This is a genomic window from Pseudomonas sp. AL10 (genome assembly GCF_029960685.1).
GTDB classification, from domain to species: domain Bacteria; phylum Pseudomonadota; class Gammaproteobacteria; order Pseudomonadales; family Pseudomonadaceae; genus Aquipseudomonas; species Aquipseudomonas lactis.
Map to the genome: position 1 here is coordinate 1 of NZ_JASBQZ010000043.1, position 13,194 is coordinate 13,194.

Annotated in this window: 10 protein-coding genes; 2 read left to right on the forward strand and 8 right to left on the reverse strand. The window is 58.9% G+C overall.

All coding sequences use genetic code 11. The annotated features are described in order from the left end of the window. Positions 1–386: 386 nt before the first annotated feature. Positions 387–1,244, reverse strand: a complete 858-nt coding sequence (locus QK296_RS24975) for an SDR family oxidoreductase (RefSeq protein ID WP_034135306.1) — start codon at positions 1,242–1,244, stop codon at positions 387–389. A 308-nt stretch (positions 1,245–1,552) separates the two neighbouring features. Between QK296_RS24975 and QK296_RS24980 the strand changes: the two genes are divergently transcribed. Further along, positions 1,553–5,698 carry a CheR family methyltransferase gene (locus QK296_RS24980; RefSeq protein WP_282391639.1) on the forward strand — a complete coding sequence of 1,382 codons (4,146 nt, stop codon included), beginning with the start codon at positions 1,553–1,555 and terminating at the stop codon, positions 5,696–5,698. Positions 5,699–5,713: 15 nt separating this feature from the next. Here the strand turns inward: QK296_RS24980 and QK296_RS24985 are convergent, their stop codons facing one another. Together QK296_RS24985 and QK296_RS24990 are read right to left on the reverse strand one after the other, a co-directional pair. Next, entirely contained in the window at positions 5,714–6,232 is a 519-nt protein-coding gene (locus tag QK296_RS24985) for a hypothetical protein (RefSeq protein ID WP_120248352.1), read from the reverse strand. Between the two features lie 14 nt (positions 6,233–6,246). Continuing rightward, positions 6,247–6,468 carry a PLD nuclease N-terminal domain-containing protein gene (locus tag QK296_RS24990; RefSeq protein WP_003190416.1) on the reverse strand — a complete coding sequence of 74 codons (222 nt, stop codon included), beginning with the start codon at positions 6,466–6,468 and terminating at the stop codon, positions 6,247–6,249. Between the two features lie 289 nt (positions 6,469–6,757). On the opposite strand from QK296_RS24990, the gene QK296_RS24995 reads away from it, so the two are divergent. After that, positions 6,758–8,032 carry a glycoside hydrolase family 68 protein gene (locus tag QK296_RS24995; RefSeq protein WP_034127090.1) on the forward strand — a complete coding sequence of 425 codons (1,275 nt, stop codon included), beginning with the start codon at positions 6,758–6,760 and terminating at the stop codon, positions 8,030–8,032. A gap of 229 nt (positions 8,033–8,261) precedes the next feature. Here QK296_RS24995 and QK296_RS25000 read toward each other — a convergent pair whose 3' ends face one another. The 5 genes from QK296_RS25000 to QK296_RS25020 form a co-directional block, all read right to left on the reverse strand. Then, positions 8,262–9,971: a polyurethanase gene (locus QK296_RS25000; protein WP_282391642.1), complete on the reverse strand. Its 1,710-nt coding sequence runs from the start codon at positions 9,969–9,971 to the stop codon at positions 8,262–8,264. A gap of 204 nt (positions 9,972–10,175) precedes the next feature. Continuing rightward, the gene (locus QK296_RS25005) at positions 10,176–10,667 is read right to left on the reverse strand and encodes a DUF3757 domain-containing protein (protein WP_032900536.1); all 492 of its coding nucleotides are present in this window, start codon (positions 10,665–10,667) and stop codon (positions 10,176–10,178) included. A gap of 70 nt (positions 10,668–10,737) precedes the next feature. Next, complete coding sequence (locus QK296_RS25010; RefSeq protein WP_003190410.1) at positions 10,738–11,433, reverse strand: outer membrane protein; 696 nt, start codon at positions 11,431–11,433, stop codon at positions 10,738–10,740. A gap of 56 nt (positions 11,434–11,489) precedes the next feature. Continuing rightward, on the reverse strand, positions 11,490–11,951 hold the full coding sequence (locus QK296_RS25015; RefSeq protein WP_003190409.1) for a hypothetical protein: 462 nt from the start codon (positions 11,949–11,951) through the stop codon (positions 11,490–11,492). Beyond that, positions 11,948–13,153: an EAL domain-containing response regulator gene (locus QK296_RS25020; protein ID WP_282391646.1), complete on the reverse strand. Its 1,206-nt coding sequence runs from the start codon at positions 13,151–13,153 to the stop codon at positions 11,948–11,950. The genes QK296_RS25015 and QK296_RS25020 overlap by 4 nt, the downstream gene beginning before the upstream one ends. Positions 13,154–13,194: the final 41 nt, after the last annotated feature.

A 13,194-nucleotide genomic window follows, 5' to 3' on the forward strand; every position in this document is an offset into this window, starting at 1 on the left:
CCCAAATCCCTGTCGAATTCCGGCCAGCGTGGTTTGACGGGGCGCCTAAGATCAAGAGCAGATCAAGAGCGGCTCGCTTCGCATCGTGGTTACCGTTGGGTGCTGCTACAAGCTAAAAATTGTGTCGATACCTATGCTGCGATAGCGGCCTGACAGCCGCTCAGGATGTCAGGCCCGGCGAATACCCCTCGCGTTCATGCCCCTGACTCGGGATCTTTCGATGGCCCTCCAGGGGCGACACCGCCTTGCTCCTTCCCGTGTTTTCCGCCTGCCGGTGCCTGGGATTTATCGTTTCGCTTAGCCGCCGGCGGGCGCACCTTGCGCTCGGAATGATTCGGTTCGTGGTGCTTCGAGGCTTCGCTCATACCGCCCTCCTCAATCACTGATCAAAGTATCGGCTTGCCACCCGTCACACCGTAGCGTTCGCCGGAGATGTAACTACCCTCATCCGACGCCAGCAGCACATAGATCGGCGCCACTTCCACCGGCTGGCCGGGACGTCCCAGTGGGGTGTTGCCGCCAAAGTTTTTCACCATATCCTCCGTCATTGTCGAGACGATCAACGGTGTCCAGATGGGCCCAGGTGCCACGCTGTTGACGCGAATCCCGCGCTCGCCGAGCATCTGCGCCAGGCCGGCGGTGAAGTTGGCAATCGCGCCTTTGGTGGCCGCATAGGGCAACAGGCTGGGGTTGGGCATGTCGGAGTTGACCGAGCTGGTATTGATGATCGAACTGCCCTCGGCCATGTGAGGCAGCGCGGCCTTGCAGATGCGGAACATCGCGGTGATGTTGACGTTAAAGGTTTTCACCCAGTCCTCATCGGGGATGTCTTCCAGAGACTGATAGGTCATCTGGAACGCTGCGTTGTTGACCAGCACATCGATGCGGCCGAACTTCTCCACGGTGTCGTTGACGATGGCCGTGCACTGCGCCGCATCGCCCAGGTCGCCGGGCAGTAACAGGCATTGACGACCCGCCGCCTCGACCCAGCGTGCGGTCTCCTTGGCGTCTTCATGTTCATCCAGGTACGACACTGCCACGTCCGCGCCTTCACGTGCGAAGGCAATGGCCACCGCCCGCCCGATGCCGCTGTCGGCTCCGGTGACCAAGGCGATTTTATTGGCGAGCCGGCCCGAGCCTTGGTACGACTGCTCACCGCAATCGGGCATCGGGTCCATCTTGCGCTGCTCACCGGGTACGGACTGTTGCTGGGGTTGGAACGGTGGTTTTGGATAGCTGTTCATCAGAGCTTCTCCTGGGTGGGTTTCTCTTTGCGAGGGTTTGCCAGCAAGCGAAGTTCAGACGGATTTTCAGAAAATCGGATAACCGTGCACCCACGGTGGCCACTCGTCAGTTTGATTAAACCTTCCGACGGTTGCGCGTCTCAACCGGGGCGTAGTGGTCCGTCGAATGACCGGGTGACCTCAAGGCATTTTTGTTGGCAGCAGGTTTTCAGCTATATTTCATCGTCGGTTCAGCCCTCGCCCTCGTTGTTCAAGTTCTTCCCTCTACACCCCGTCTTCCTGTGCGCCGTTAACCAAGGTTGGTATTTATGAAGTCTGCCCCCCCGCGGTCCCCCAACGTACCGCAACGCAAAGATCTGACCCCCAGTAACCTGAGTTTCCCGGTGGTGGGTATCGGTGCGTCGGCGGGCGGGCTGCAGGCCGTCAAAGCGTTTTTTGAGCACATGCCCAAAGACTGCGGCATGGCCTTCGTGGTGGTCCTGCATCTTTCGCCCGACCATCAAAGCGTGGCAGACAAGATCATCCAGCAAACGACCCGCATGCCGGTGTCGCAGGTCAATGACGCCACGCCCATCGAAAAGAACCACGTGTATGTCATCTCACCGGCGCAGCTGTTGAAGATGAACGATGGCTACCTCGCGGTCTCGCCTGCCGTACGTGAAGACGGGACGCACATTGCCATCGACCTGTTTTTTCGCGACCTGGCAGACACCCATAAAGAACGCGCGTTTTGCCTGATCCTGTCCGGTACCGGCTCAGACGGCGCGGTGGGGCTGTCACGGATCAAAGAGCAAGGCGGCATCACCCTGGTGCAAGCCCCGGAAGACGCCGAGTACGACGGCATGCCGCTGGCGGCCATCGAAACCCAGATGGTCGACCTGGTGTTGCCTGTGGTGGAAATGCCGCAGAAGCTGCTGGAGCTGTGGCGCAATGCCCAGTCGATTGTGCTGCCCACCGCCAACGACCCGGAGATCAAGACCACCCCACCCAGCTCCGAACGCGATGCCGCCGTGGCCGAACAACTGTTGCTGGATATTCTGATCCAACTGCGCGCCAGTACCGGGCATGACTTCAAGCATTACAAACGCGCCACGGTGTTGCGTCGTATCGAGCGGCGCTTGCAGGTCACGGCTCAACCCGACCTGGCCACCTATTACAACTTCCTCCAGGCCAACCCGGACGAAACCAAGGCGTTGCTGGGCGACATGCTGATTGGCGTGACCAACTTCTTCCGCGACCGCGAGGCCTTCGAAGCGCTTGAGCGAGACGTGATCCCCAACCTGGTGAAGTCACTGGAAGACAGCGTGCCGCACCGTGAGGAGGTGCGTATCTGGTCGGCGGGTTGCTCAACCGGCGAGGAGGCTTACAGCCTGGCGATGCTGGTGGCCGAGCAACTGGCGCTGGATGCCAGCGGCGCAAAGATGCAGGTGTTTGCCACCGATATTGATGAGCGGGCCATTACCCATGGCCGCAACGGCGTGTACCCCGAAGCGATCATCACCGACGTACCGCCCCAACGGTTGCGCCAGTACTTTGCCAAAGAGAAGAACCAGCACTACCGGGTGCGCAAGGAAATTCGCGAGAAGGTGCTGTTCGCCAAACACAGCCTGCTGGCCGACCCACCGTTCTCGCAGATCGACCTGATCGTGTGCCGCAACCTGTTGATCTACCTGGACCGCGAAGTGCAGCGCGACATCCTGCAAATGTTCCACTTCGCGTTGCGCCCCGGTGGCTACTTGTTCCTCGGTTCCTCGGAGTCGGCCGACGGCTGCCTGGACCTGTTCGTACCGGTGGACAAGCGCAACCGCATTTTCAGGGTGCGTGCCGGCTCGTCCGCCGTGCGCCGCGCCCCGACCATGCCGCGAGGCGGTTATCTGCGCCCGAGCACCACGACACTGGCGATTGAAACCAAGGCGCCCAACAAGGTCTCGTTCGCGGACATCCATCTGCGCGCCCTGGAAAAAGCCGCGCCGCCCAGCGTTATCGTGAATATGCAGGCCGATATCCTGCACATGAGCGAAGGCGCAGGTCGCTTCCTGCGCTACGTGGCCGGCGAGGTGACGCACAACCTGCTGACGCTGGTGCACCCCGATTTGCGCCTGGATATTCGCACCACGCTGTTCCAGGTCCAGCAATCGAATAACCCGGTGTCTTCGCGCAAGATCCGCATCCAACGCGAGCAAGGCCCCTTCCTGGTGGACATCAGCGCCCGCCCCTACCGCGATGAAGCGACCGAAAACGACTACGTGCTGGTGATCTTCCAGGAAACCGCCGTCGACCCGTTGCTGCCCGACATCGACGCCGTCAGCCAGGCCGAAAACGCGATCATGAGCAACCTGGAGCGCGAGCTGCAACGCACCAAGTTGCACCTGCAGGACACCATCGAACAGGCGGAAGTCTCCAGCGAGGAACTCAAGGCCTCCAACGAAGAAATGCAGGCGGTCAACGAAGAACTGCGCTCGGCCACCGAGGAGCTGGAAACCAGCAAGGAAGAGTTGCAGTCGATCAACGAAGAATTGCTGACCGTCAATTTCGAGCTCAAGACCAAGGTGGAAGAGACGGACAAGGTCAACGATTACCTGACCAACCTGATCGCGTCCACCGACATTGCCACGGTCTTCGTCGACCGCAACATGCGCATTCGCTGGTTCACACCGCGGGCCACGGATATTTTTAGCATGCTGCCCGTGGACACCGGGCGTTCGCTGCTGGACATCACCCACCGCCTCGATTACCCGCAAATGACCGAAGACGCCACCACCGTGTTTGAGTCGCTGAGCATGATCGAGCGGGAAATCAGCAGCAACGACGACCGCTGGTACATTGCGCGGTTACTGCCGTACCGCTCCAGCGAAGATCACATTGACGGCACCGTGCTGACCTTCATTGATATCACCAAGCGGCGCCAGGCCGAAGAGGAACTGCGCCTGGGCGAGGAGCGCATGCGCCTGGTCGCCGAGAGCACCCATGACTTTGCCATCATCATCCTTGATGACCACGGCGCCATCACCGACTGGAACACCGGTGCCGAACTGATCTTCGGCTACACCAAGGACGAGGTGCTGGGCGCTTATTACGACCTGATTTTCTCCCCGGAAGACCGCTCCGCTGGCGTGCCGGAGAGCGAACTGCGCACCGCCCGCGAACATGGGCGTGGCGAAGATGAACGCTGGCACGTGCGCAAGGACGGCAGCCGCTTCTATTGCAGTGGCGAGGTCACCCAGCTCAAGAGCAACAGTTTGCGCGGCTACGTCAAGATTGCCCGCGACCTTACCGGCCACAAGCGCACGCAAGATGAACAGAATCAGCGCTTGAAGGAAACCCAGACCAACAGCCACCTCAAGGATGAGTTCTTCGCGGTGATGTCCCACGAACTCAAGCATCCGTTGAACCTGATCCAGCTGAACGCCGAACTGTTGCGGCGCTTGCCCGCCACCAAGGTTGCGGGCCCGGCCATCAAGGCGGTCAATACCATCTGCGAAGCGGTGTCCAGCCAGGCGCGGATCATTGACGACCTGCTGGACGTCGCCCGGGTTCGCACGGGCAAGCTGAAGCTGAAAAAGCAACCGATCGACCTGATTCGCACCCTCAAGGACATTCATAGCGTGGTGCTTGCCGACGGTCATCGTCGCCAGGTCAGCCTTCAGACACCTTCGGTGCCGGGCCCGTTGATCGTTGACGTAGACCCGACGCGCATCGAGCAAGTGATCTGGAACCTGGTCAACAACGCCCTGAAATTCACCCCCGAGGACGGCCAGGTGCAGTTGGTGGTCAGCCGAACGGACGGGCGCGCGCAACTGGACGTCATCGACAGCGGCGCAGGCCTGGCCGCAGACAGCCTGGAGAAAATCTTCGACCTGTTCGGGCAAGCGGAAAATCAGCATCAGACCCATCAGCGTGAAGGCCTGGGCATTGGCTTGTCGCTGGTACGGCAGTTGGTGGAGGCCCATGGTGGTTCGGTGAGTGTGCAGTCGCGAGGGTTGGGCTTCGGTTGCACCTTCTCGATCTGGCTGCCTCTGTGCGTACAGCAGGATCATCTGCTCGATAGCGGCGCTACCCAGAACGAAGATCAGCGCCTCAATGGCCTCAAGGTTCTACTGGTCGATGATTCAGCCGAAGTCGTTGAGGTGCTGAACATGCTGCTGGAAATGGAAGGCGCCCAAGTGAGCGCCTTCAGCGACCCTTTGAGCGCGCTTGAAACAGCCCGGGATGCCCATTACGACGTGATTATTTCGGACATCGGCATGCCGAAAATGAATGGCCATGAGCTGATGCAGAAGCTGCGTAAAGTAGGCCACCTTCGACAGGCTCCCGCCATCGCCTTAACGGGCTATGGCGCTGGCAATGACCAGAAAAAGGCGACTGAATCGGGCTTTAATGCGCATGTCAGCAAACCCGTTGGCCATGATTCGCTCATCACCTTGATCGAAAAACTGTGCCGCTCCCGCCCCTAGGCGTGGGGCAGGCGTTCAAGGGTAGATGAACTGAGAAAAGCGCACGGACGCGCCCGTTTCTGGTCGCGACACCTGGGTATCCACGCTGCCCACCGTGTCGCTGCGCAAGGTCAGGTACAACACGGCCTGGCCGGCGCTGTCACTCAGCATCCAGACGCTCACACCCTCCCCGGCCGCCCTGGCCTTGAGCGGCTGAGGCTGCAGCATCTCGATATTGAAACCGCGCAGCAGCTCACCGCTCAACTCAATCTCCAGGGGCTCTTGGGCCTTACCTAGCACATGAATCACCAGCCCATCGGAAGCGCCATTGCGTAAAAAGCGTTGGTACTCCACGCGCAACTGCCCATCGGCACTGCGCACCTCACGGGTGCTCAGTGGCCCGCTGGAAAACAGGCCCGCCAGGCTCAGCCCGATCAACACCAGCAGCGCATACCACCCCACCCGCTCAAAGCGCCAGACCTTGCGCTGCAAGGCCATGTTTTCCTGCACCGGATAATTGCGGCTGTGTAAGTCGTCAGGGTCTGGGTTGTTCATAGCCGGGCCCGGACTCAACCCTTGCTGTGCTCGGGAGAAGACGGTCCCTTGGTGACACCCCGTGGGCCGGCAATCGCCCATATCGCGGCGCCCAGGAACGGCAGTACCACGACTACCGCACTCCAGCCTGCCTTGCTTGCCGAGGCGTTATCGCTGCGCCAGATGCTGTTGATGATCCACGCATCGAGCAGTACGAGGATCACTGCCAGGCCTATCCAGAAGTAAGTGGTTTGCATGATGCACCTCCAGGTTATGTAACTTTTGGTGCGCGGGTGCGGGCAGGGTTCATTATTTTTAGGTTCTCTGCCTGGCGCTTGGTTTGCCGCCATCATGCGGGCAACTTCGCCGATCTACTTAATGATCGAACCTCTTCAAACAAGACAAGCTGAAACGTCTCAGCTCCTATAAAAAGCCAAATCATGCACAAATGCATTTTTTGCCTTGACCACGGGAATCGAGTCTTCTAAAGTCAAATCACTGTATATGAATACAGTATTTTGATTCCCTTCATGGACGAGACTTACTATGAAAAGCACCCCTTCGAAATTTGGCAAAACACCCCATCAACCCAGCCTGTGGACCCGCGCCGATGCGCTTAAAGTGCATGCGGACGACCCCACCACCACCCAGCCGCTGGTCAGCGCGAACTTCCCGGTATTGAGTGACGAGGTGTTTATCTGGGACACCATGCCGCTGCGTGATATCGACGGCAACATCACCTCCGTCGATGGCTGGTCGGTGATCTTCACCCTCACCGCGGATCGCCACCCGAACGACCCGCAATACCTCGATCAGAATGGCAACTACGACGTCATCCGCGACTGGAACGATCGCCATGGCCGGGCAAAGATGTACTACTGGTTCTCCCGCACCGGCAAAGACTGGAAGCTCGGCGGCCGGGTAATGGCTGAAGGGGTTTCGCCCACCGTGCGCGAATGGGCCGGCACGCCGATCCTGTTGAACGAGCAAGGCGAAGTAGACCTGTACTACACTGCCGTCACGCCCGGCGCGACCATCGTCAAGGTGCGTGGCCGCGTGGTGACCACCGAGCATGGCGTCAGCCTGGTGGGCTTTGAGAAGGTCAAGCCGCTGTTCGAGGCGGACGGCAAGATGTACCAGACCGAAGCGCAAAATGCGTTCTGGGGCTTTCGCGATCCATGGCCGTTCCGCGACCCGAAAGACGGCAAGCTGTACATGCTGTTCGAAGGTAACGTGGCCGGCGAACGCGGCTCGCACAAGGTCGGTAAAGCCGAAATCGGCGACGTGCCGCCAGGTTATGAAGACGTCGGTAACTCGCGCTTCCAGACTGCCTGCGTCGGTATCGCCGTGGCCCGCGACGAAGACGGCGACGACTGGGAAATGCTGCCACCTCTGCTGACCGCGGTGGGCGTCAACGACCAGACCGAACGCCCGCACTTCGTGTTCCAGGACGGCAAGTACTACCTGTTCACCATCAGCCACACCTTCACCTACGCCGACGGCGTGACCGGCCCGGACGGCGTGTACGGCTTCGTCGCCGATTCGCTGTTCGGTCCGTATGTGCCGTTGAACGGCTCTGGTCTGGTACTGGGCAACCCGTCCTCCCAACCGTTCCAGACCTACTCGCACTGCGTCATGCCCAACGGCCTGGTGACCTCCTTCATCGACAGCGTACCGACCGACGACACCGGCACGCAGATCCGTATCGGCGGCACCGAAGCACCGACGGTGGGCATCAAGATCAAAGGGCAGCAAACGTTTGTGGTCGCTGAGTATGACTACGGTTACATCCCGCCGATGCTCGACGTTACGCTCAAGTAACCGGAGGCTATGAGGTAGCGGCTTTGAGCTCGATGACAAACCCGCGGTGAATATTCGCTGCACCTGTGGCGAGGGAGCTTGCTCCCGTGGCGGCCGGACAGCCGCCATCGCAGGCAAGCCAGCTCCCACATTTTGGTTCCTGGGGCGTCAGGGAGGTATGTGTCGGCTGAGGGGCCGTCACGGGAGCAAGCTCCCTCGCCACAGGTTCAACAGCCCATTGGGTGGATATTCAGGAAATAGAAATGCCTGCACCATTGAGTTGAGTCATGTTCACGCCAACCAACGTCACAGAATTGTCCCCGAAGGACAGCAGCGCGTTGTCCTCGAACATCGAGACATGGGAGCGATAATCGTATTGCTGTCCCAAGTCAGGAATACCCATGAACACCAGCTTATCGCTGGCCTGGTACCCCTCGACCCGGTCATTACCAAAGAGGCCGTTGAACAGGAAAGTATTGCTGCCACCACCCGACACCATCAGGTCATTGCCCTCCCCGCCGACGAACACATTATTGCCCTGGCCAGCGATCAAATGATCGTCACCGCCCAAACCGAATAACCATTCCCCAGCAGCATGAGCGGTGAGGATATTGTCCTGCGCATCGCCGTTGGCAGAGGCCGTGTAGGGCGTCAAGGCTGTGCCGGCCAGCAGGCCTTGGCCGGTTACGTTATAGGTGACGTCGTAGGTGCTCCAGGGGACTGAATTCCACAATATGTAGGACTTCTCTTGGCTCACCAGCGCACCAATATCCCGGGTCATACTGATGCCGCCATAGGCGTCGTTGATATAGAGCGTGCCATCGCCATCGTTGGCAAAGCCGAAGCTGGCCAGTGGTTTGTGCAGTTCGAAGACGTTATCGCCCTGCCCGCCCAGCAGGATGTTGTAGCCGCCATCATCGCGAAAACGATCATTGCCGCCGCCGCCTTCCAGGAAGTCATTGCCGGCTCCGCCCTTGAGCAGGTCGTTGCCCTCGGTGCCGAGGATAAAGGTGTTACCGGTGTGTTTTTCAGCGTAGCGGTTCAGGTCTTCTACCCAGGTGGTTTCACGCGCAGCCTCTGTGAGGCTGGAGACCACGATGGTCGAATCCTTGCTCGTCAGGTCGTAGAACTCGGAGGACGCGATACGCCCCAAGCCTTCGATATAACCGCTCAAGGAGTGAGCCTTGGCAACGCCCCAATTCAGCGTATTGGGTAAATGTGCCGAGAACGACGCGTAATTATCCGTAAAGATGACGAGGTTGTTGGCGGCCGAATCCCAGCCCCGGTCGTTACCCCAGAAGAGTGCCGAGGTATTGATGCCTTTGCCATCAATGGCTTTGAACACCGGGTCGTTCTCGTAGCCGATATTCAACACCTGGGCGTCACCCGAACGTTGAGTGGGTGAGGCAAAGGTTACGTAGTTGGCGTCCTGATAAAAACCGCCCCAGTGATCGTGGCTCAAAGTCGCCACGCTGTTGGCGCCCAGTGCGCCGAGGCTATGGCCGGTGACCAGGATGTCCTTGCCGCTCAAGCCCTGGCTCGCGGCGTAACGAGCGACGTTTTCGAGCAGGGCGCTGAAGGCGAACTTGGCGTAATTGGCGGCGTATCCAGGCAGTGCTGCGGCCGCCAGGTCGCTGGCCACATCACCCGCGCCATCCCAGGTCAAGCCAAAGGACGTGCCGCGAAAGGCGATGCCCATGGCAATCAGCCTGCCGCCCCCATCGTACTGCCCGAGAATCTCAACGTTGGCTGATGGGGCCAAGGCGGTCTCGCCCCAAAAGGTGCCTTGCGTGTCGACCTTCTGCGTCACGCCCAGTGCCTGCGCCCCAATAGGCGCCCAGCCACCCGTCGCCAGGGGTTTGCCAGTGGAGTCATACGCGTACTCGGATAAAACCAAGGCATTGTTCAGCAGCGCCTTGGCGTGCTCGCCCTTCATGCTCTTGTAATCGAAAACGCCCATATCCTTGGTCCCCTTTTAAATGACTATCAGATGGCCATCAGCTCGCACGACCGGGGTCGATTGAGTGCGTGGCGCGGGGGAGTGTCAAGGGTTACCTAGAAATTCAATAGTGCTCGTTTAACCGAGCGTCTGCACGTAGGCAGGGCACATCGGTATTGCCTTCAACACCGTATTGTCTTAGAGCCTCCCGCAGGAACTGTTTACTCACTTCAAGATGACGCTACACGCATCTCTAAACTGATCGTTACACTCAAGAATCGCTGGCGAATAGTAATCCAGCGATACCCGCCATGATGGGAACGCTCCGACAGACATCACGTGCTCACGGCCATCAACAGACGCGAGCCGCAGACTCAGAAACCGACCGCCCGAAAGGCTATAAACACACCCACTGATGAACCCCTCGCTATCAATTGCACTATTAGTCAAAACAAAAATAGCTTTATTAAACCGTATGACTTCCTCCACCGCAGCGCCCACTACAACCCCAACCCAGGCCACTCCAGTTCTTTTTGCTGCAGACATGAAAACGCCGTCTTTGTTTTCAATATCCATAGGTAGCGGGCATGACTCTGAAGAATTGGACGATTCAGGAGCGTCAAAATAACTCGCTTCTGCATGAGCAAACATAAGTATCTGCGCGCACAGAACCCCCCAACGAATAAAAACAATCACACCGCTACCTCTGGACTTCATGCAGGAACCGTTATGTGCACAAACATCTATCTACAGGTAATTGCGCAGCCCCGTGCCTAGCTGCAACACCTTAGAAAAACCAACGCATACCCAGCGAGAACTCGCTTGAGACCAGGTGAGCCTTCATCTTTTCATCCTGCAGTCCACGGGCATTCGGGAAGTTGTTCCAGCCACTTTCGGTATCGCCCATGTCAACGTAGCGATAGCCCAGGTCCAAGGCCAGGCGATCCGTTACGTCGTAGGCGACGCCTGCGCCGACCGACCACGCCAGATTGGTTTGGGTGGAGGCGCCATACTGGCGCGACTCGTTGCCCTGCCAGCCCTTCGACTCAAGGCGAGCCAGACCCAGGCCGGCCGAACCATAAATCGATACCTTCTCGCTGATACGCCAGTCGCGATAGGCATTGAGCATCACACGCTTGGAGTCAATATGGTGCTCATTGAGACTGGTTGGGAAGGTGGTCGAGCCACTGGTGAATTTATCCCGTTGCGGCAGGGTCAACTCGCCCTCCACACGCCAGCCATTGCCGAATCGGTAACCCACGCCCACAGACCCCGTCATGTCCTTCTGACTGTCGTCACCGGACACGAACGAACCAATACCGGGACGGGCACTGGAATCCATGTTGCGGGCTTTGCGTTCAGCGCTGATCACACGGACCACCCCGTAGTAGCCCTCCTCGTCGGCCGGGGCGGCAACCGCCTGTGAAATGTAGAGGGTCGAACTGGCAAGCAGCAATACGGGAACGCTCTTGAACATATGCATTATTTTTTCTCTTACGGTTTAAATGGAAAGCATCACGCTTGGGCTGAGTGACGTACTCAATGCCTGTGTGATTGCGCTGTTGCGTCGTCGGCCACCGGATAGTCCCTGCCGTAGCCCTGGGTCATCGCGCAGTTCATGTCTGGATCAATGAAATTCATCAGCCTGCTCAACGAGTCGGCTTGCGGTATCTCGGCCAGGCTCAACCGGACCAGCTGCTGAGGGCTGCGCCAAGTCAGCTCCAACGACGGTGCCGGGCTGTCATAGAACAGCACATGACGAATGTGCGAACGGACGCTGCAGAACTGTTGGATATCCGTACCATCCGGCACCACCAAGGCCTTGCTGACGATCAACAGATCGAACGGTTGCTGCGGGTCGCTGGTGAGCAACTCCAGTTCGTCGAAGCTGGCGATCGGCGCGATACGGTGATAGCCAAGGCGATTGAGCAATTTCTCGATGTGCAGCCATTGCTCGTGACGAGCATCGGCGATCAGGATGCGCAGGGCTTTGTTGGTCATGCGCGCTGGCTCCGCTGTTGCTCGCCCTGAAACCAGCGCAGCAGGTCGCCACCACTCATGGGCTTGGCACACCAGTAACCCTGCCCCTGGGTGCAGCCCATGTTCAGCAGATATTGGTGCTGCTCGTCGGTTTCGATGCCCTCCGCCACCACTGTCATCCCCAGCGACTCCCCCAGCGCCAGAGTGCTGCTGATCACTGCGTGGCAACGCGGCTCTTGCGCCAATGCCTGGATAAACCCGGCGTCCAGCTTGATCTCATTGAAAGGCAGCTGGAACAAACGTTGAAGTGAAGAAAAACCGGTACCGAAATCGTCGATCGACAATCGGCACCCCATCATCTGTAAGCGAAACAGACACTCCAGACTGGTTTGCGGCGCTTGCAGCAAGCCGCTCTCGGTCAACTCGAAGGTCAGGCTCGAACCCCTCGCGTCGTACTCACTGAGCAACGTGCCGATATGCGACGCAAAACTGCTATTGGCCAACTGCACAGCGTGAAGATTGAAGGCGAAATTAAGGTCATGCCCCTGCCCCCGCAATTGCCGTTGCAGTGCAAGTCCCTCGTGCAATTGCTGGCACAGCAACTCATCAAGCAAGCCGCAACGCTCCAGGACTGGCAAAAAGCTAGTGGGGGGCAAGATTTTGCCGGACGCATGGCGCCAGCGCGCCAGCACTTCGACGCCCGTGACTTCTCCGGTTTCCAGGATGAATTTCGGTTGAAAAAAACCACACAGCTCGTGCGCCGCCAGCGCCTGCCGAACCTGGGCCTCATCCGGCAAGACCTCCTGTGGCTCTGGCGGTGCTCCAGTACGCGGCAGACTGCGCTGCTTTTTTAGCAAGCGCTCCAGGGTTTCGTAGTGCAGTGGTTTGCCGATATCGCCAAGCAACTCCAAGTCCAACAGGGAAATGATCTGCCGCACGGTGCGACGCAATTGCTCGGACAGCGAACTGCTGATGATCACCGAACCCACCAGCCCTGCATGGCCGACCGCCTGTAAAAACTCAAGGCCGTCCATGCCCTCCATGCGCAGGTCACACAATGCGATATCCACCGGACCAACCCTCGCCAACACCGCCAGTGCCTCTGCCCCGTCCGCCGCCTGAAACACCTCTGTGCAGCCCAATTGCTGCAACATGCTGACAGCAATGGCACGCTGGAAAGAATGATCTTCAAGAACGATGACGCGCAACGGAGAAACGGTCATGTGGACCCCCATGAGAAGTACTGTCACTCATCTTGCTTCAG